At 67.1% G+C, this 19,155-nt stretch carries 14 protein-coding genes; 6 read left to right on the top strand and 8 right to left on the bottom strand.

From position 1 onward, the window contains the following. Positions 1–154 precede the first annotated feature (154 nt). The 5 genes from HUW43_RS13205 to HUW43_RS13185 form a co-directional block, all read right to left on the bottom strand. Positions 155–2,884 (bottom strand): TonB-dependent receptor, encoded by a 2,730-nt coding sequence (locus tag HUW43_RS13205; protein WP_188237827.1) that lies wholly within the window; start codon positions 2,882–2,884, stop codon positions 155–157. A gap of 212 nt (positions 2,885–3,096) precedes the next feature. After that, positions 3,097–5,868: a TonB-dependent receptor gene (locus HUW43_RS13200; RefSeq protein WP_188237826.1), complete on the bottom strand. Its 2,772-nt coding sequence runs from the start codon at positions 5,866–5,868 to the stop codon at positions 3,097–3,099. A gap of 146 nt (positions 5,869–6,014) precedes the next feature. Beyond that, the gene (pdeM, locus tag HUW43_RS13195; protein WP_188237825.1) at positions 6,015–6,731 is read right to left on the bottom strand and encodes a ligase-associated DNA damage response endonuclease PdeM; all 717 of its coding nucleotides are present in this window, start codon (positions 6,729–6,731) and stop codon (positions 6,015–6,017) included. Positions 6,732–6,770: 39 nt separating this feature from the next. Next, positions 6,771–7,808, bottom strand: coding sequence for a retroviral-like aspartic protease family protein (locus tag HUW43_RS13190; protein ID WP_188237824.1), 1,038 nt, complete (start codon positions 7,806–7,808; stop codon positions 6,771–6,773). Between the two features lie 85 nt (positions 7,809–7,893). Continuing rightward, entirely contained in the window at positions 7,894–10,302 is a 2,409-nt protein-coding gene (locus HUW43_RS13185; protein WP_188237823.1) for a ligase-associated DNA damage response DEXH box helicase, read from the bottom strand. 53 nt (positions 10,303–10,355) lie between these two features. Here HUW43_RS13185 and HUW43_RS13180 point away from each other — a divergent pair, with 53 nt between their 5' ends. Next, a complete protein-coding gene (locus HUW43_RS13180; protein ID WP_188237822.1) occupies positions 10,356–11,282 on the top strand; it encodes a glutaminase in 927 nt (308 codons plus the stop codon). Between the two features lie 114 nt (positions 11,283–11,396). On the opposite strand, the gene HUW43_RS13175 is transcribed toward HUW43_RS13180, so the two are convergent. Next, positions 11,397–12,059 carry a YggS family pyridoxal phosphate-dependent enzyme gene (locus HUW43_RS13175; protein WP_188237821.1) on the bottom strand — a complete coding sequence of 221 codons (663 nt, stop codon included), beginning with the start codon at positions 12,057–12,059 and terminating at the stop codon, positions 11,397–11,399. A 56-nt stretch (positions 12,060–12,115) separates the two neighbouring features. Between HUW43_RS13175 and HUW43_RS13170 the strand changes: the two genes are divergently transcribed. Further along, positions 12,116–12,766 carry a thiamine phosphate synthase gene (locus HUW43_RS13170; RefSeq protein WP_188237820.1) on the top strand — a complete coding sequence of 217 codons (651 nt, stop codon included), beginning with the start codon at positions 12,116–12,118 and terminating at the stop codon, positions 12,764–12,766. An 85-nt stretch (positions 12,767–12,851) separates the two neighbouring features. Here HUW43_RS13170 and HUW43_RS13165 read toward each other — a convergent pair whose 3' ends face one another. Next, positions 12,852–13,508, bottom strand: coding sequence for a hypothetical protein (locus HUW43_RS13165; RefSeq protein ID WP_223181526.1), 657 nt, complete (start codon positions 13,506–13,508; stop codon positions 12,852–12,854). Between the two features lie 335 nt (positions 13,509–13,843). Between HUW43_RS13165 and HUW43_RS13160 the strand changes: the two genes are divergently transcribed. The 4 genes from HUW43_RS13160 (at position 13,844) to holA (ending at position 18,557) form a co-directional block, all read left to right on the top strand. Continuing rightward, entirely contained in the window at positions 13,844–14,305 is a 462-nt protein-coding gene (locus HUW43_RS13160) for a DUF3576 domain-containing protein (RefSeq protein ID WP_188237818.1), read from the top strand. 54 nt (positions 14,306–14,359) lie between these two features. Beyond that, on the top strand, positions 14,360–16,909 hold the full coding sequence (gene leuS, locus HUW43_RS13155; RefSeq protein ID WP_188237817.1) for a leucine--tRNA ligase: 2,550 nt from the start codon (positions 14,360–14,362) through the stop codon (positions 16,907–16,909). A gap of 77 nt (positions 16,910–16,986) precedes the next feature. Continuing rightward, entirely contained in the window at positions 16,987–17,529 is a 543-nt protein-coding gene (lptE, locus tag HUW43_RS13150) for an LPS assembly lipoprotein LptE (RefSeq protein ID WP_188237816.1), read from the top strand. Beyond that, a complete protein-coding gene (holA, locus tag HUW43_RS13145; protein WP_188237815.1) occupies positions 17,526–18,557 on the top strand; it encodes a DNA polymerase III subunit delta in 1,032 nt (343 codons plus the stop codon). Before lptE ends, holA begins: the two co-directional genes overlap by 4 nt. Before the next feature lie 58 nt (positions 18,558–18,615). Here holA and HUW43_RS13140 read toward each other — a convergent pair whose 3' ends face one another. Continuing rightward, complete coding sequence (locus HUW43_RS13140) at positions 18,616–19,104, bottom strand: flavodoxin family protein (RefSeq protein WP_188237814.1); 489 nt, start codon at positions 19,102–19,104, stop codon at positions 18,616–18,618. Between the last annotated feature and the right edge of the window lie 51 nt (positions 19,105–19,155).

The following is a 19,155-nucleotide window of genomic DNA, read 5'->3' as shown; positions in this document are numbered from 1 at the left end:
AGCCTTCCCGCCGCGATATGCAATTGCTTAGCGGGCGATGGACCCAAGATTTTGCGCGACCGGCCAGGGGACGAAAAAAGAGCCTGCCGCGACAGTGCCCGGCCGCGGCAGGCCCCCCTTGGCCCTCCCCGTGCGCGAGAAGGGCGGGCGGTGGTCAGAACTGGCCGCGCAAGGTCACGCCATAGGTGCGCGGTTCGCCGGGGAAACCGACGAAAAGCTGGTTCGCGGTCGCCGGAAAGCCGAGCGAGGCGGGGGCGGCGACGGTGCGGAACGACCCCGATCCCTGAAGCGGCATGTCGGCGCCGATCTGATAATATCGCTTGTTGAAGAGATTCTGCCCCCACAGCTCGATGCCCCAGCGGCGATCACGGCCGTAAAGGCCGATCCGGCCGTTGAAGACCGCAAAGCCGTCCTGGATCTTTTCGACGTCGAGGTCAGAGCCGGTGTTGGTGTCGCTTTGCAGGCGCGTGTCGAGATAGACGAGCGCGCTCATCCCCGACGATCCGATCGGCGGCGTCCAGCTGATCCCCGCGGTCGCGACATAGTTGGCCGCGTTCGACACGCCGCGCCCCGGCAGCTGGAACAGCACCGGCGACAGCGGCCGGCCGCCCGTTCCGACAAGGTTGCGGCGATAGAGGGTATCGACATAGGTGAGGCCCATATTGACCGACAGATAGCGCGCGGGGCGCAGGAAGGCCTCGATCTCAAGCCCCTTTGAAACGACGCCGGGTTTCAGCCGGTCGGATGCGCAGGCGCCGGTCGCGGCGCTGTTGTCGATCGGCCCGGTCCCAAGGTCGTCCTTGCACGCCTGAATATTCGTGACCTCGAAATTGACGCCGTTGAAGGTGTTGAGCTGGTAATTGCTATATTCCTGGTAAAAGGCCGCCAGATTGACGTCGATGCCGGGGCCGTCCCATTTGACCCCCAGCTCGTAGGCGTCGACCTTTTCGCTCGCAAATTGCAGGTCGCTCGCCTCGGGCCGGGCGTTGCCGGGCGTGTTCGCCGGGCGCGCGAGCAGCGCGGCGCAGGCGGCATTCTGCGCCGCCGAACCCGCGGTGGTGCTGCACGGCCGGTCGAGCGCCGAATAGTCGAGGTTGAACCCGCCCGCCTTGTATCCCTTTGACGCCGATCCATAGACCAGCCATTCGGGCGCGGGTTTCCAGCTGAGCACCGCGGTGCCCGTCCACTGCCCCTCGCTGAACTTCGTGCCTTCGGCGCCGCGCATGATATCGGGCGCGGTGCCGTTGATGACGCAGGCGAGGCTCGCCAGCGCCTGAAGCGACGAATTGACGATCGCGGGACATAATGTGTTGGTGAAATTGGCGTCACCCGCGAGCGTCTTTTTCTCGTGCGTGTAGCGCGCACCGATGGTGAGCGTCAGCGCATCCTCGACAATGTCGAAGCTGTTGTGCGTGAACAGCGCATAGTTGGTGCTGCGCTGCGCAAAGGTCGAGCCATTATTGCCCGTACCGTTCAGCGGCGCGGCGCCAAGCAGCGCGGCGATACCCTGAAAGCCGGGGAAGCTTGCCGCGGGCAGGTTGGAACAGGTCGGCGAGGCCGGGTTGAGGAGGGTCGGTGCAAGCGCCGCCGCGGCGAGGCAATTGGCATAGCGCTGATAATCGGCGCCATAGACGATGTCGTCGTCGACATCGAGCTTCTCATTGGCGAAATAGCCACCGACAAGCCAGTCGAGCCGTCCGTCCAGCGCCTCGCCCTGCAGGCGCAGTTCCTGCGTGAACAGGCGGAACCGGCGGTCGAGGTCGGTGCGCCGCAATATGTCGAGCGCGCTGAAATCGGCGTCCTGCCCCTGTGCGTTCCGGTAATCGCGATAGGCGGTGATCGAAGTGAGCGTCGCGCCGCCGAAGTCCCAGTTGATCTCACCCGACACGCCCCAGTCCTTTGTGTCCGAACGATAGGAAACACCGGGCGTCGTTGCCTGTTGGCGAATGAAACTTGTTCCGGCAGGCGGAACCTGGTGATTGGCGCCAAGCTGCTGAAGCAGCGGCAACAGCGTGTTCGGCGACGCCACCGGAAAGCCGTCGGGGCCGCGCGTCAGGCTGCGCACCGGGTTCAGCAGCACGCCGCCGCAACAATTTTCGTCGCGCTCCGAATAATCGGCGATCAGGCGCAGCGTGACATTTTCGGCAGGTTCGAGCAGCAGCTGCGCCTTGGCGAGCCAGCGGTCGCGATCGTTGATGTCGTCCTCACCCGGCGTGACATTGTCGATAAAGCCGTCGCGCCGCTGCCACACGCCGTCGATGCGCACCGCCGCCTTTTCGCCGAGCGGGGCGTTGACCATCCCGTCGACGCGCCAATAATCATAATTGCCATAGGAAACCGACCCCTTCGCGCCGAAGCCCGAAAGGTCGGGGCCCTTGGTGACGATGTTGATCAGCCCCGCGGTCGAGTTGCGGCCGAACAAGGTGCCCTGCGGCCCGCGCAGCACCTCGACGCGCTCGACATCGCCGAGTTCGGAAAGGCCGACGCCGGTGCGGCTGCGATAGACGCCGTCGATGAACAGCCCGACCGAGGATTCGAGACCCGGATTTTCGCCGACGGTGCCGATGCCGCGGATGCGTGCGGTGAAATTGACCTCGCTTGTGGCCCCCGACACGAGCAGCGACGGCGCGACCTGGCCCAGCGCGCGCACGTCGGTCGCGCCCGATTTTTCAAGCGTGTCGCCCGTGACCGCCGACACCGCGATGGGCACGTCGGACAGCGCTTCGCTGCGCCGCGTCGCGGTGACGATGATCGTGCTGTCGTCGGCTTCGGCGCCGCCGCCCTCCTGCGCCATCGCCGGCGTAGCGGCGAGCATGGCGGCGAGCGGCAATGCGGCGGCGCCGGTGCGCAGCATCCAAGCCGCGCGATAGGAATGAAGCGTCATGATCAGGCCCTCCTCTCTTCCCTATTGTTTGGCGCGGAGGCTATCATGGCGCCGGGCGAGGTCGCCAGCATCGGCAAGCTGCCGTAACGTCATTTCCCGCAACGCGCGACTTTTGTGCCACAGCTGTCAAAGGTGACAGCTTGACTTTGCCCGGCACGAAAAAGGGGCGGGACCATCGGCCCCGCCCCCCTTTTTCACGTTATCAGCGCGGTTCAGAATTTGCCGCGCAGCGTCACGCCATAGGTCCGCGGTTCGGCGAGGAACTGCGAGAAGATCTGGCGCCCGCCCGGATATTGCGGATCGGTGAAGGGCGCCGACGTCGTGCCCGCCTGGAACGGCGAGTTGAACGCGACCTGCGCATATTGCTTGTTGAAGATATTCTGCGCCCACAGTTCGACCGCCCATTTTTCGTCGGGGCCGCGCACGCCGAGGCGCGCGTTGAACAGCGCATAGCCGTCCTGTTCCTTTTGCGGGAACAGGTCCGATCCGGTATTGTAATCGCTGGTCATGCGGCCATCGATATAGACGAGGCCGGTAAGGCCGCTGCTGCCGATATCGGGGGTCCAGCTGATGCTGCCGGTCGCGACCAGTTCCGGCGCGTTCGACAGATTGTCGCCGGGCAGCTTGCGCAGCGCGGCGTCGAGCGGGTCACCGTCCTTGTTGCCCACCAGATTGCCGCGGAACTTGGTCCGCGAATAGGTGAGGCCCGCGTTCATGCGGAAGTTGCGCGCGGGGACGAGCGAGGCTTCGAGCTCGAAGCCCTGCGCGCGCACGCCCCAGCTGACGTCGTCCGGATTGCACGCGCCGGTGGTGTTGCTGGTGTCGCGGTCCGCCCCGCCAAGGTCCGCCGAACAGCCGTTGATCGTCTGCACGATGAACACGCTGCCGTTGAAGGTGTTCAGCTGGAAGTTGCTGAAATCGGACCGGAAGGCGGAAAGGCTGAGGCTGAACGGGCCGGTCGAATATTTGGCGCCGATTTCATAGGCATCGACCAGTTCGGGATCGAACTGGAGGTTACCGACGAGCGCCTGCGCCCCGGCCTGCCCGCCGAACGGCAGGATCGGCGACTTGAGCGCCGAGCGGTCGAGGTTGAAGCCGCCCGCCTTGTAGCCGCGCGAATAGCTGGCATAGAGCAGAAGGTCGTCCATCGGCTTGTACGACAGGATGCCGGTGCCGGTCCATTCGTCCTCGCTGCGGCTGTCGCGGATCGAGACGCCGTTGAGTTCGGCGGTCGAATTGCCCTGGCAGCCGAGTCCGATCAGCGCGCCCGCAAGCGCGCGCGCGGTGGCGTTGGGGCTCGCCAGATCGTCGAGCACAAGGCCCTGGATCGTCGTACAGGCCGTGTTGTCGTTGGTGAAGGCCGCCGAGAACTTCTTCTTGTCGTGCGTGTAACGCAAGCCGAAGGTGAAATCGAGCTGGTCGGTGATGTGGACGATATTGTGCGTGAACAGCGCCCAGTTCGTACCATTCTGCCGATAGCGGTCGTTGATTGTGCCACGGTCGTTGAGGCCGTCGAGGGCGGTGAAAGCCGCGACGATGTCCGGCCCCGATGCGCCGCTGGCGGCGGCGATGGTCGCGGGACCGACGCCGGGAACGACGCAGAGCGGCGACGTCGGCGAATAGAGACCGGCCAGCCCGCCCCCCGAAATGATGCGGCAACTGGCGAAGCGGCCATATTGGCTGCCGAAACGCAGATTGTCGCGCACCGTCAGCTTTTCATTGGCGAAAAAGCCGCCGACGAGCCAGTCGAGCTTGCCGTCGAACGCTTCGCCGTTGAGCCGCAGTTCCTGCGTGAAGGTGTGGAACTGGCGATAGGCGTCGTCGTCGGGCGCGCGATAGAGGATATCGACCGTGCCATAGTCGGTGTCCGACGCCTCGCTCGACCGATATTCGCGGTAGGCGGTGATCGAGGTGAGCGTCGCGCCGCCGAAATCATAGTCGATCTGGCCCGAAAAGCCGTAGTCCTTGGTCTCGCCGGCATAGCTGCGGCCGGGGCTTACCGAAATGTCGCGGCTGTATCCCTGGCTGAAGGCGCTGAGCGGCTGGCCGAGGTCGCGCAGCACGTTGATGATGTTGTTGCCGGTCGGCTGCAACGGCGCCAGCGGCGTCGATGGATTGTTCAGGTTGCCGATGAACGGATTGACGCTGTTGTCGACATAGATGGCCGCGCAGCATTTTTCGTCACGGAAGGTATAATCGGCGATCAGCCGCACCGACAGCGCGTCGGTCGGCTCGAACAGCAATTGGCCGCGCAAGAAATAGCGGTCGCGATCGTTGACGTCGGTGTCGTTTGCCGCATCGCGATAAAAGCCGTCGCGCTTCACCCAGATACCGTCGATGCGCGCGGCGAGCGTGTCGCTGATCGGTCCGGTGACGCTGCCGCCAAGGCGCCAGTAATCATAATTGCCATAGGTGATTTCACCCGAGGCGCCGAACTGGAAATCGGGCTTTTTCGAATAGATGCTGATGAGGCCCGCCGACGAGTTGCGGCCGCCGAGCGTGCCCTGCGGGCCGCGTTGCACCTCGACGCGGTCGATCTCGCCCAGTTCGTTGAGCCCGATACCCGAACGCGAGCGATAGACGCCGTCGATAAAGACCGGAACCGAGCTTTCGAGGCCGGGGTTATCGCCGACCGTGCCGATGCCGCGGATACGCGCCGAACCATTGGCTTCCGAGCCGGTCGACGAAACCAGCAGCGACGGCGCCACTTGGTTGAGCTGACGAATGTCGTTCGCGCCGCTGTTCTGGAGCGTTTCGGCGCTGACCGCCGAGATGGCGACGGGCACGTCGGACAGAAGCTGCGAACGACCCTGTGCGGTGACGACGATCGGCGCGTCGCCGCTGTCTTCGGTCGCAGCGTCGGCAGCCGCATCGGCGCCGCTGTCCTGCGCCAGCGCGGGCGCCGCGACACTCGCGATGGCGATCGACACGCCCATCGCCGTCGTGCGCAGCAGACGGGCAGCATGAAGGGAAGATGATTTCATTTCGGGCACTCCTCTCAACATTTCATTATTTTCGTTGCGGCGGGAACATAACCCAATCGCGCCGCCATTCCAGCGAAACGCCAGCATTTGCGTCGTTTTTGCCGGTGTGATGCTTTTTGGCCACAGGCCGGAACCGGCCTGAATGTCTAAGACGCAGCGGCAGCCGGGCGTGCCGTAGCGTCACCCGCCGCACGGCCGGGACAGGGGAAATCGAGCCGTCGCCCGCCTGCCACGAGCATCGCCCGATAGGAGCCGTCGAAACTGGCGGCGATGGCCGGGTCATCCGCCGCCAATCCACCCGCGAAACTGCCAAAGGCGGGAAGGATCAGCCGCCGCGCGTCGCCGACGAAACAGGCGCGCGCTACACGTCGGCCACGGATATGGCTGCACAATTTGGGATGGAAATGCCCCGATATTTCGGGCCGCACCTCGCCCCGTTCGGCCTGGTGGCGAAAGGCGATGCCGTCGACCAGCAGTTCGTCGGCGACCGTGCCGCCCCACGCACCGGCGCTCAGCCCGTCGTGATTGCCCGCGATCCAGACGAGCGCCGCCGACCGCGCCTGTCGGGCAAGCCGGTCGGCAACGGCGGGGACAATGCGCGCGGCGGCGTCGCGGTCGTGGAAACTGTCGCCGAGGCACCAGATCGCGCGCGCACCGGTGCGCGCGGCAAGCGTGGCGAGCCGGTCGAGCGTGTCGTGGCTGTCATAGGGCGGCAGCGGCTGGCCGCGCGCCGCATACCAGCTTGCCTTTTCCAGGTGCAGGTCGGCGACGATCAGCGCGCCGTGGCGCGGCCAGAACAAGGCGTTTTCGGCCAGCATCTGAAAGTGCTGGCCCGCAAAGTCGAAAGGCGCGGCCGGAACCATTCGCCCCCTATGGCAATGCCCCGGCGCGGCGGCAAGCGACTAGCCCCCGAACGCGCCGCCATTTGCCGCGAAGCGCTGCCCCGCATTGCGGTGCGCGCCTTCGGGCAGGTCGAAGACGACGCGCTTGTTCGGAAAGTCGATCTCGATCCGGTCGAACAGCGACAGGCTGTCCATGCCGAGCAGCAATGCCGGGCGTTCGTCAAGCCCAAGCGCACGGAACGCCTGGCTGTCGGCGAAGCTGACCGGAAGATCGTTGATGTCCATGCCGTTGATGACGATGCGCTTGATCGCGGTGCGCGTCGCCTGCACGTCCTCTCCTGTCACCGCGGCCAGGGTCGTCGGCAGGAAAGGCAGCCGGTTCGCGCGCTTTTCGGCCACCAACCCTTTCAAAGCGAGGTTGCCGACGCTGGTTTGGGCGCCGGTGTCGACGATGACGTCGATGCGCCGGCCGTTCAGCCGTGCGTCGGAAAGGATCAGCCGCCCCGCCGAATTGCGCGCGGTGACGACGATGGCATCATCGTCGCGGATCACGGGCCGCGCGCGCTTGCGCGTTTCCAATATCTCCATCGTCTCGTCGCGGAAATCGATGAGCACGCGTCGATCCTCGAGCATGTCGACGCCGATCAGCCCCGCCGCGCCGATATGGCGGCCGTGAAACGCCGGGGCGTTGACCTTGGCCAGGTGCAGCTTGGTCATCTGGAGCGCCGCGACATGATAGCTCGGCACCGTCGCCGATCCGCCGATCGTCGCCATCCGCAACTTTTCGCCCTCGACAAGCCCCAGCCGGTCGGCGAGTTCGCGCGCGATCACCGTGCGTTCGGCGCCGGTGTCGACGAGAAAGGAAAAGGGGCCCTTGCCGTCGATCATGACCTGAACCGCCATGCGCCGCGTTGCGTCGAGGTCGAAGGGTTCGATGAACGGCACGACCCCGACCGGCGGCGTGCCGGTTTCGCCTGCCGGGCCGGGCGTCGCGGCGGGAGAAGGCGGCGTCGCGGGAGAAGGCGTTGCGCCAAGCAGCAGCGGCGCGGCCGCGGCGAGCAGCGCGGCAAGCACAGGCCGTCGGACGGAACGGGTCATCGCTGGCATCCTCTTTCCATATTTTGTCGCAGCCTACGCCTCATCGCGGTTGTCGGCAAGCGAAACGCCCGGCGTTTCCGGCGCGTCAATCCGCACGCATCGCCGTTTCGGCCAGCGAGTCGGCAAGTTCGCCGAGCAGCGCATCGTCGAGGTCGGACGCAGCGACGCTTTCGCGCCCGATCAGCACGAGCACGGGAATGGCGAGCGGGCTGATGCGATCGAGCCCGACATGCCGCATCGTTCCCGCCGCGCGGTCGAGCAGATCGCCCAGCCGCGCGACATCGGTGAGCCGCTCGCGCGCGTCGGCCCACGCCGCTTCGAGCAGGAGATGGTCGGGTTCATATTTTCGGAGCACGTCGAAGATAAGGTCGGTCGAAAAGGTGACCTGCTTGCCCGTCTTGCGCTTGCCGGGATGCTGGCGCTCGATCAGTCCGCCGATCACCGCGACCTCGCGGAAGGCGCGCTTCAACAGATGCGAATTTTCGACCCATTCGACGAACTCGTCCGACAGGATTTCGGCGTCGAACAGTGTTTCGGGGCGCGTCACCGGCCGCAGCGACCAGATCGCGAGCGCATAGTCGGAGGCGACAAAGCCCATCGGCTGCATCCCCGCGCGGTCCATCCGCTTGGTGATGAGCATGCCCAGCGACTGGTGCGCATTCCACCCTTCGAAGGGATAGGTGACAAGATAGTGCAGCCCTTCGTGCGGAAAGCTCTCGACAAGCAGTTCGCCCGCGCGCGGCAGAACCGAGCGCGATTGCTGCATTTCCAGCCAGAAGCGCACGTCATCGGGAAAGCGCGACCAGCTCGCCGGATCGGCAAGGAAGCCGCGCACCCGGTCGGCGAGGCGCGTCGAAAGCGCCATGCGCGCACCCATATAGGAAGGAATGCGCGCGGGCCGCGTCGTCGCGCGGACGATCAGGTCGGTGTCGCGGATCGCGTCAACCTCAAGGCTCAGTCCCGCGAACGCAAATGTGTCGCCGGGAACGAGCGTGCTCGCAAAATATTCCTCGACGCGGCCGAGGCGGCGGCCGTTCCTGAAACGCACGTCGAGCGTCGGCGCGTCGACGATGATGCCCGCGTTAAGCCGGTGCTGCGCCGCCAGTCGCGGGTGCGCGATGCGCCACCCGCCCTGCCCGTCAGGCGCAAGACGGCGAAAGCGATCATAGCTTTTGAGCGCATAGCCACCGTCGCGCACAAAGCCGAGCAGGCGGGAAAAAACCTCGGCATCGATCCACTGGTAGGGCGCGGCGCTGCGGATCTCGGCAAGCAGCGCCTGCTCGCGAAACGACGCGGCGCAAGCGAGCGCCATCACATGCTGCGCCAGCACGTCGAGCGCGCCAGGGCGGAAGCGGTCGGCGTCGCGCTCGCCGGCCGCCACGGCATCGAGCGCCGCGCGCGCCTCAAGATATTCAAAGCGGTTGCCCGGCACGATCAGCGCGCGGCTCGGCTCGTCAAGGCGGTGGTTGGCGCGGCCGATACGCTGGAGCAGCCGCGACGAGCCCTTGGGCGCGCCCATCTGGATCACGCAATCAACGTCGCCCCAGTCGAGCCCGAGGTCGAGGCTGGAAGTCGCGACAAGCGCGCGCAGCCGCCCCTCGGCCATTGCCGCCTCGGCGCGCTGGCGCGCCTCGATGTCGAGGCTGCCGTGGTGGATCGCGATCGGCAGGCCGAGGTCGTTGACCTTCCACAGCTCCTGAAAGATCAGCTCGGCAAGGCCGCGCGTGTTGCAGAAGATGATCGTCGTGCGGTTGCGCGCCACCTCTGCCATCACCTGATGCACCGCCCAGCGCCCCGAATGGCCCGCCCAGGGCACCGCACCTTCGGGCAGCAGGATGGAAATATCGGGATCGGCGCCCGCCTCGCTCGCGATGAGCGCGACCTTGTCCGCGTCGGCATCGGGCGCGAGCCACGCGCGATACTGATCGGGGTCGGCGATCGTCGCCGACAGGCCGACGCGGCGAAGGCCGGGGGCGATATGCTGAAGCCGGGCCAGCGCCAGGCTGAGCAAATCGCCGCGCTTGCCCGGCGCGAAGGCGTGAACCTCGTCGATCACCACCGTCTTCAAATCGGCGAACATCGTGAAACTGTCGGGATATGACAACAGCAGCGACAGCGATTCGGGGGTCGTCAGGAGTATGTTGGGCGGCCGACTGCGCTGGCGCGCCTTTTTGTCGGACGAGGTATCGCCGCTGCGACTTTCGACGCTGATGGCAAGCGCCATGTCGGCGATCGGCCCCAGCAGATTGCGCTCGACGTCGGCAGCCAGGGCCTTGAGCGGCGATACATAGAGGGTGTGCAGCCGGTCCGACGGATGCGCGGCGAGATCGACGAGACTGGGGAGGAAACCCGCAAGCGTCTTGCCCGCGCCGGTCGCCGCGACGAGGAGCGCATGCTCGCCGCGCGCAGCCGCGCCAAGCATATCGGCCTGATGCCGTCTGAGCCGCCACCCGCGCGCGGCGAACCAGTCGGCGAAGGGGGCGGGGAGGGCCATGGGGCTGTCGTGTCACAGGCGCATCGCGTGGGCAACTATGCTAGGCACCGCGCATGATCGATCTTCAACCCTATATTGACGAAGCGATGACGCTCGCCGCCGCGCAGCTCGGCAAAGGCCGCGTCGCCGACTATATCCCCGCGCTGGCCAGGGTCGATCCGGCGAAGCTCGGCTTTGCGCTCGCGCTGCCCGACGGCACCGTCCATATATCGGGCGACGCCGACGAGCCTTTTTCGATTCAGTCGGTGTCGAAGGTGTTCACCCTCGCGCTCGCGCTGCGCCGGGTCGGCGGCGGCTTGTGGGACAGCGTCGGGCGCGAACCGTCGGGCAGCGCCTTCAATTCGATCGTCCAGCTGGAAAGCGAGGCGGGCATCCCGCGCAATCCGTTGATCAACGCGGGGGCGATCGCGACGACCGACCGGCTGATCGACGGGCGCGACGGCGATACGGTCGCCGACGAGATCGTCGATTTCATGCGCGCGCGCGCGGGCGATGACAGCGTTGCGATCGACTTCGATGTCGCCTTGTCCGAATCGGAAACCGGCGCGCGCAACCGCAGCCTGGCGCATTTCATGGATGCGTTCGGCAACCTTCGGCATCCGGTCGAAACCGTCGTCGGCGTCTATTTCCGGCAATGCGCGATCGCCATGTCGTGCCGCCAGCTCGCCCGCGCCGGGCTGTTTCTGGCGATGGAAGGACGCGACCCGCTGACCGGCGAACAGCTGATCGACGCGCACCGCGCGCGGCGCATCAACGCGATCATGATGCTGTGCGGCCATTATGACAATTCGGGCGAGTTCGCCTTTCGCGTCGGCCTGCCCGGCAAGAGCGGCGTCGGCGGCGGCATCCTGTGCATCGCGCCGGGGCAGGGGTCGATCGCGGTCTGGTCGCCGGGGCTGAACGAGGCGGGAACCTCGCTAGCGGGCGCCGCGGCGCTCGAACATTTCGCCTATGCGGCGGGGTGGTCGGTGTTCGATTGAGCGGAGCGCGGGGCGCTGCCCTGGAGCGGGAAGCGGCCGTTCGAGATCCCCCATCGCAAATCGATGAGGAGGATCTTGGGGCAGCGACCGGTCGACACCGGCCGCTGCCGTCAATCACCCGCGCGCGCCGAACAGCGCCGTACCAACGCGCACATGCGTCGCGCCCAGCATCACCGCAGTCTCGTAATCGCCGCTCATCCCCATCGAACGCAGCGGCAGGCCGTGGCGCCCGGCGAGTTCGTCGAGCAGCGCGAAAAAGGGCGCGGGTTCTTGCGCGGCAGGCGGGATGGTCATCAGCCCGGCGATCGCCAGCCCCGCCTCCTTCGCCTCGCCGAGCAGTGCGGGAAGGTCGGCAACCGCACAGCCGCCTTTCTGTGCCTCGCCGCCGATATTGACCTGCACGAACAGCTGCGGTTGCCGCCCCGCCTTCGCGCACGCCCTGGCCAGCGCCTGCACCAGCGACGAACGGTCGACCGAGTGGATCGCATCGAACAAGGCCACGGCGTCATCCGCCTTGTTCGATTGCAGCTGGCCGATCAGGTGAAGCACGACGCCGGGCGTTTCGGCACGGAGCGCCGGCCATTTCGCGGCGGCTTCCTGCACGCGATTCTCGCCGAAATGGCGCTGGCCCGCGGCGATCAGCGGGCGGATCGCGTCGGCGCCGTGCGTCTTTGACACCGCGATCAGGCAGATGTCGTCCGCCCCGCGCCGCGCGCGCCGCGCCGCGTCGGCGATATGTCCCTGCACCTCGGCCAACCGGCCTGCTGCGTCGCTCATCGTCTGATTCCCATCGGCGCGTTGCGCGCGCTCGCGACGCGCCTATAGAAAGCGCGATGCGCGCGCGCCACCCTCTTAGGCCCAAAGTTCCGGGGATCTGGCTGTTCAGCGACGAGCGGGCACGGGCCGGCCTGCTGACGCTCGCGGCGCGGCTGCCGCCCGGAAGCGGGATCGTGCTGCGCCACGACCGCCTGCCGTCCGGTGCGCGCTGGCGGCTGCTGCGACGGCTGGTTCGCCTGGGCCGGACGCGCGGCTTGACCGTGCTGCTGGCGGGAACACCGGCAATCGCGCGGCGCTGGGGGGCCGACGGCGTCCATCTGCGCCAGCGCGACGCGCATCGGGCGCGTCAGGCCCACGCGCTCGGCCTGATCCTCTCCCTGCCCGTCCATGACGCGCACGAGGCGCGGCGCGCGCGGCGGGCGGGAGCGCACGCCGCCTTCGTTTCGCCGCTCCATCCGACGCGCTCGCACCCCGGCGCCCCCGCGCTGGGATCGGCGGCCTGGCTGCGGCTCGCGCGGCTGGCAGGCGGCCAGCCGGTCGCGCTCGGCGGCATGACCGCGGCGCGCGCGCGCCAGATCAACCGCGCGAGCGACATCGCGGCCGGCTGGGCGGCAATCGATGCGTGGGAGCAAAAGGCGGCGAGGCGCCTGGCACGGGCGGTGTCGCCATTCGGGTCAGGGCGAATCGAAAATGGCGGCGTTCCGTGACCCGGAATGCAGCGCACTCAATGTGCGTCAGCAGCGCAAGCGCGGATGCGTGCCATTTGCAGGCCACCCTGGAGAATGATGATGCCTAGAAGCGGAAGGCGGTTCCGACATAGACCGCCTGGCTGTCGCGCCGCGAATCGGTCAGCGGCTGGAAGCGGTCGTCGGCCTTGTACCGCACGCCTGCGGTGACATCGATATTCTTCGTCAGGCGATAGCTGGTGACAACATCGACCGCGGACGCTTCGCCGGGAGCGGTGACGCGGTCGGTCGCACCGCTCGGGTCGCTGGGGCGGTTGACCATGCGCGTGGCGAAGCGCGACTTTTTCTCGGCCTGTTCGGGCGCCTTGGCGACCGGCAGGTTGCGCAGGTCGGTGCCGCGCGGCAGCGCCGGCGTGACGAATTTTTCAAAGCCGACCGACGCGCCGAGATCATATTTCACCGGAGCGATCGCCACCGGCGTGGTGCGTCCCGCCGCGAGCCCCGCGGTGCGCGCCGCGCTCGACGCATCGTCGCGCACGCGGATCACGACGGTGATGGCGCGATTCTTGCGTCCGTCATCGGTGAGCGCGGGGGTGAAACTGAAATTGCGGCGCTGTTCGGCCGACATCCTGTTGTAGCGCGCGATCAGCCGCTCGTCGCCCGACGCCGGAGTGAACTGGCCGAGCAGGGTTTCCGACAGCGCGGTGTCGCGCAGCCGGTCGCTGCTCGACATCGCCGCAAGTGCGGGCGGAAGCGCAAGCATGCCCACCGCCAAAGCGGCAAGCCCTGCTTTCCAATAATGTCGCGATGTGCGCGCCATCGTCCTGCGACTCCAACCCCGATCGACTCGTCAGATAGGCCCGTTGGCGTAACATTTCCAGTGATTCGGGTCATATCATCGCGACCGAAGGGCATTTCGCCAAAAAATGTTGCGCATTCGTCACACCGCGCGCGTCGACTGACCCTAGGCTGAACGGCGGCGCGCCGCAAATTGCCGTGCTTGCCGGACGGCGGCAAGGGCGATAGAGACGCTGGCAATTCCGTATGCACGGGCGGTTTGCAAAGCTGCCCGGTGCCCAAGAGATAAGGTGTATCGGCATGTTCCAGCTTTCCGTCCCCGCCAGCCCCGGCCGCCGCGCGGCTTCGCTTGTGCTGATCGGGCTTGCGGCGCTCGGCCTTGCGGCCTGTGCGAACAACGACCGTCCGCGCGCCGATCTTGCCGCCAGCCAGGTGACGACGATCGGCGTGAACAGCTATTTGTGGCGCGCCTCGCTCGACGCGCTGTCGTTCATGCCGCTGCTCCAGGCCGATTCGGCCGGCGGCGTCGTCATCACCGACTGGTATGCCAACCCGTCGAACCCCGGCGAGCGGATGAAGGTCACGGTGTCGATTCTGGACCAGGATCTGCGCGCCGACGCGCTGCGCGTCGCCGCCTCGCGCCAGGTGTCGCAGGGCGGCACCTGGGTCGATGCGCCGGTGCAGGCGGCGACGGTGCAGAAGCTTGAGGAGATCATCCTCACCCGCGCGCGCGACCTGCGCCGCTCGGCCATCCGGGATTAACTTGCGGCGCGCCGCTGCGCGCTCGCCCAGACAGACTGACGGGGTAACCGATACATGACCCGCGAAACGCGCTTCGGCGCCCTCGCCGCCGACGCCCGCTGGCAAAAGGCGTGGGAGGCGGCGAACAGCTTTGCCACGACCGACAGCGGCGACAAACCGAAAGCCTATATCCTCGAAATGTTCCCCTATCCGTCGGGGCGCATTCACATGGGACATGTCCGCAATTATGCGATGGGCGACGTCCTTGCGCGGTTCAAGCGGATGACGGGACACGATGTGCTGCATCCGATGGGCTGGGACGCCTTCGGGATGCCGGCCGAAAATGCCGCGATGGAAAAGGGCGTCCATCCGGGCGGCTGGACGCGCGCCAATATCGACGCGATGCGCGCGCAATTGAAACGCCTCGGCCTCGCGATCGACTGGAGCCGCGAGTTCGCGACGTGCGATGCCGATTATTACGGGCAGGAACAGGCGCTGTTCCTCGACCTCCATGCCGCGGGGCTCGTCTATCGCAAGGAAAGCTACGTCAACTGGGACCCCGTCGACATGACGGTGCTCGCGAACGAGCAGGTCATCGACGGTCGCGGCTGGCGCTCGGGCGCAATCGTCGAGAAGAAGAAATTGTCGCAGTGGTTTTTGAAGATCACCGACTTCGCCGACGAACTGCTCGAAGGCCTGGGCAGCCTGGACAGCTGGCCCGACAAGGTGCGGCTGATGCAGGAAAACTGGATCGGCAAGTCGCAAGGGCTGGAGTTTTCGTTCAGGCTGGCGGGCGGCGCGCCGGGTTTCGACGTGTTCACGACGCGCCCGGACACGCTCTATGGCGCGAGCTTCGCGGCGATCTCGCCCGATCATCCGCTTGCCGAAAGGCTGGCAAAGGCTTCGCCCGAACTGGCGGCGTTCATCGCCGAATGCCGCCGTCAGGGCACATCGGCCGAACAGCTGGAAACCGCCGAAAAACTGGGCTTCGATACCGGTCTGGCGGTCGAGCATCCGCTTGACCCCGACTGGCACCTGCCCGTCTGGGTCGTCAATTATGTGCTGATGGATTATGGCACCGGCGCGATTTTCGGCTGCCCCGCGCACGACCAGCGCGACCTGGATTTCGCGCGCAAATATGAGTTGCCGGTCCATCGTGTGATCGCCGATGGCGACGAGACGGCGCAGCATTTCAGCGGCACCGAAGCCTATACCGGGCCCGGCCGCCTTGTGAACAGCCATTTCCTCGACGGCATGAGCATCGACGAGGCAAAGGCCGCGGTCATCGCGCGCGCCGAGCATGAAGGCTGGGGCAAGGGCGCGACCGTGTGGCGGCTGCGCGACTGGGGCGTGTCGCGCCAGCGCTATTGGGGAACGCCGATCCCCTTCATCCATTGCCCGGCGTGCGGGACGGTGCCGGTTCCCAGGAGCCAGCTTCCCGTCACCCTGCCCGACGATGTCGATTTTTCGGTGCCCGGCAACCCGCTGGATCGCCATCCGACGTGGAAGCATGTCGCGTGCCCGAGCTGCGGCGGCGAGGCGATGCGCGAGACCGACACGCTCGACACCTTCGTCGATTCAAGCTGGTATTTCCTGCGCTTTGCGTCGGCGCCCGCGGACAGGCCCTTTGACGCCGAGGTCATCCGCCGCTGGCTGCCCGTCGACCAGTATATCGGCGGCATCGAACATGCGATCCTCCACCTGCTCTACGCACGCTTCTGGACGCGCGCGCTGAACAGGCTGGGGATGATCGACATCAAAGAGCCGTTCGCGAGCCTGTTCACGCAGGGCATGGTGACGCACGAAACCTATAGCCGGCCGCAGGGCGAGGGACTGCCGCCGCTCTATTTCACGCCCGACGAAGTCGAGCGGGGCGCCGACGGAGCGACGCTGATCGCCGACGGCGCCCCGGTCGAGGTCGGCCGCGTCATCAAGATGTCGAAGTCGAAGAAGAATGTCGTCGATCCCGACGCCATTCTCGACCAATATGGCGCCGATGCCGTCCGCTGGTTCATGCTGTCCGACAGCCCGCCCGAGCGCGACCTGCCGTGGAGCGAGGCGGGGATCGAGGGCGCGTGGCGCTTTGTCCAGCGGCTGTGGCGGCTGTTCGGCGAGACCGAGAATGTTGGCGACGGCGGGGAAGACAAAAGCCTTGCCCGCAAGCTCCACCAGACGATCGCCGGGGTGGCCGCCGATATCGAAGCGCTGGGCTTCAACAAGGCCGTGGCGAAAATCCACGCGCTCGCCAACGAGATCGAAAAGGCCAAGCCTTCGGCGACACGCGCCGAGGCGTGCCGCATCCTGATCCTGCTGGTCGCGCCGATGATGCCGCACCTTGCCGAAGAGGCATGGGCGGCGCTGCCGCCGGGCCAGCGCCCGACACCGATGGTCGCCGACGCCGCATGGCCCGCCGCCGATCCGGCGCTGCTCGTCGATGACGAGGTGACGATCGCCATCCAGATGGCCGGCAAGCTGCGCGATACGATGACGGTGGCGAAGGGATTGGACAGGGATGCCCTCGAAGCCGCCGCGCTCGCCCGCCCGCGCATCGTCGAACTGCTGGCAGGCGCGACGCCCAAGAAGGTGATTGTCGTTCCCGACCGTTTGGTGAATATCGTTCCCTGACACGATGGATCGGAACAAACCCTTCCATTTCCCGTTCGTGTCGGGCGAACGGAAACCAAAGGCGGTCGGCTGACAATATGCGCACGCTCATCATCTCCGCCCTCGTCGCCGCTTCGCTGACCATCGGCGGCTGCGGCCTGCGTCCGCTTTACGCCAATGGCAGCGGCGGCAGCGTGGCGCAAACGCTCGCCGACGTCGATGTCGCGCCGATTGCGGGGCATGAGGGCTGGCTCGTCCGCAACGCGCTGCGCGACCGGTTGCGCCCGACGCAGGGCGACGGGGGCGCGGGCAAGCGGCTGCGGCTCGACGTCCGGCTCGAGGATTCGATCACCGGTTTCGGCGTGCGCGCCGACGATGCGGTGACGCGCGAGCGGCGAACGCTCCGCGCGCGCTATCAGCTTGTCGACGCCGCGACGGGCGAAGTGTTGCTTGACGCGGCCGCCACACAGGACGCGGGCATCGACGTCGTCGGCAGCGAATATGCGACGATCGCCGCCGAATCGACCGCGCTCGAACGACTCGCATCGGGCATCGCCGATCAGATCGTCGCGCGCCTTGCCGTTTATGCAAACCGTGGCGGCGGCCAGGGTGCCGCCGCTCCCGCCCCCGCCGGGCAATGAAGAGCGTCAGGCCCGCCGACCTCGAACGCCAGACGCGCCTTGACCCCGCGGTGCGGCTTTTCCTCCTCACCGGTCCCGACGACGCGACGATGGGTGCGGTCGCGAACCACCTTATCGGCCTTGCGGGCAAGGATGCCGAGCGGCTCGATCTGACGAATGGGCAGCTGGAGCAGGACCCGTTGCGGCTCGCCGCCGAGGCGGCGTCGATGTCGCTGTTTTCGCCGAGCCGCCTGATCCGCGTCGACCTTATCGGCAACGGCGACGACAGCATCGCCGCGGTCGAGGCGCTGCTCGCCGCCGAAACCGCGATCAACCCGGTGATCGCGACCGGCGCGTCGGTCACTGCCAAATCGAAACTGGTCAAGCTGGTCGAAGGATCGGACCATGCGATCGCCGCCATCTGTTACCAGCCCGACCGCCGCGCGCTCGTCGGCATCGCGATGGCGGCGGCGCAGGACCAGGGGCTGCGGCTTGGCAATGCCGAAGCGCAATTGCTGGTCGACCTGGTGTCGGGCGACCAGGCGGTGATGCGCCGCGAGATCGAGAAAATCGCGCTCTACCTCGACGCGGGCGCCGACCGCCAGCGGCAGGTGACCGCCGCCGACATCGCCGCGCTGGGCGCCGCGACGCACGAGGAGGACGTCAGCGAATGCATCAACGTCGCGCTGGGCGGCAAGGTGCGCGAACTGCCCGACATGCTCGCCACCGCGGCCGCGGTCGGCATCGCCGAAATCCGCATCATCCGCGCACTCGCGATCCGCGCGATGCAACTCGCGCGGCTGCGCGCCGAAGTCGACGGCGGCGCGCACCCCGCGACGGTCGTGTCGGCGCCGCGCAGCGGCGTGTTCCGGAAAGAACAGGCGGCGGTGACGGCGCAGCTCCACCTCTGGGATTCGGTGCGCATCGCCCGCCTGATGAGCCGGCTGCTCGATTGCGAGCGCGCGCTCAAGGCATCGGGCACCGCGGGCGCCGTGCTGTTTCGCAAGCTGATGACCGACATCGCGCACCAGGCCGCCCGCGCGCGGTAGCGGTCATCGTCCCTTCCCTTTTCGTCATTCCGGCAAAGCCCGCGCTGTTGTCGCGCGATCAGAATATGCCCGCCGCCAGCCCCTCGGCGAGCGCGGCGCCGAGGTCGCGGGCTTCGGCGAGGCGCTCCGGCGCAATCGTCTTGGGAGCCAGAATGGCCTCGGGCGTCTGCGCATCGGTGTTGACGATGACCGGGTCGGCGACGCGCCGCAGCCGCCAGCCGGTCGCGATGCGGTCGAGCTGGCGCTGGGCGTTTGCGCCGTCGGAGCCTGCGCAGATGATCGTCGCATAGGGGCGGCCCTCGATCCGGCCGAGGCACGGATAATAGGCGCGGTCGAACATCTCCTTCATCGCGCCCGACAGCGCGGCGAGATTTTCAGGGCCAACGAACAGATAGCCCGCGGCCGCGAGCAGCATATCGGGGGTGACGTCGGCCGCCGCGACGCGCTGCGCGGACCCGCCCGCCCCTTCGGCCGCGGCCCTGGCGAGCGCTTCGCTGCCGCCGGTGCGGCTGTGCCACGCGATCAGCAGGGGCGGCGCATCGTCCATCGCCCCTGCTTGCCAAGCGCGGCGGCGCGGCGCAAGCTGCACCAAAAGAGG

The sequence above is a fragment of the Sphingopyxis sp. LK2115 genome (genome assembly GCF_014595975.1).
In the GTDB taxonomy this organism is placed as follows: Bacteria; Pseudomonadota; Alphaproteobacteria; order Sphingomonadales; family Sphingomonadaceae; genus Sphingopyxis.
The sequence above is the reverse complement of the archived record's forward strand: the minus strand, read 5'-3'. Positions and strand labels throughout refer to the sequence as shown.

Excerpts from the sequence above, each read along its gene's own strand:
- HUW43_RS13205 (WP_188237827.1), bottom strand. The coding sequence starts at position 2,884 with ATGACGCTTCATTCCTATCGCGCGGCTTGGATGCTGCGCACCGGCGCC.
- HUW43_RS13200 (WP_188237826.1), bottom strand. The coding sequence starts at position 5,868 with ATGAAATCATCTTCCCTTCATGCTGCCCGTCTGCTGCGCACGACGGCG.
- pdeM (WP_188237825.1), bottom strand. The coding sequence starts at position 6,731 with ATGGTTCCGGCCGCGCCTTTCGACTTTGCGGGCCAGCACTTTCAGATG.
- HUW43_RS13190 (WP_188237824.1), bottom strand. The coding sequence starts at position 7,808 with ATGACCCGTTCCGTCCGACGGCCTGTGCTTGCCGCGCTGCTCGCCGCG.
- HUW43_RS13185 (WP_188237823.1), bottom strand. The coding sequence starts at position 10,302 with ATGGCCCTCCCCGCCCCCTTCGCCGACTGGTTCGCCGCGCGCGGGTGG.
- HUW43_RS13180 (WP_188237822.1), top strand. The coding sequence starts at position 10,356 with ATGATCGATCTTCAACCCTATATTGACGAAGCGATGACGCTCGCCGCC.
- HUW43_RS13175 (WP_188237821.1), bottom strand. The coding sequence starts at position 12,059 with ATGAGCGACGCAGCAGGCCGGTTGGCCGAGGTGCAGGGACATATCGCC.
- HUW43_RS13170 (WP_188237820.1), top strand. The coding sequence starts at position 12,116 with ATGCGCGCGCGCCACCCTCTTAGGCCCAAAGTTCCGGGGATCTGGCTG.
- HUW43_RS13165 (WP_223181526.1), bottom strand. The coding sequence starts at position 13,508 with ATGCTTGCGCTTCCGCCCGCACTTGCGGCGATGTCGAGCAGCGACCGG.
- HUW43_RS13160 (WP_188237818.1), top strand. The coding sequence starts at position 13,844 with ATGTTCCAGCTTTCCGTCCCCGCCAGCCCCGGCCGCCGCGCGGCTTCG.
- leuS (WP_188237817.1), top strand. The coding sequence starts at position 14,360 with ATGACCCGCGAAACGCGCTTCGGCGCCCTCGCCGCCGACGCCCGCTGG.
- lptE (WP_188237816.1), top strand. The coding sequence starts at position 16,987 with ATGCGCACGCTCATCATCTCCGCCCTCGTCGCCGCTTCGCTGACCATC.
- holA (WP_188237815.1), top strand. The coding sequence starts at position 17,526 with ATGAAGAGCGTCAGGCCCGCCGACCTCGAACGCCAGACGCGCCTTGAC.
- HUW43_RS13140 (WP_188237814.1), bottom strand. The coding sequence starts at position 19,104 with ATGGACGATGCGCCGCCCCTGCTGATCGCGTGGCACAGCCGCACCGGC.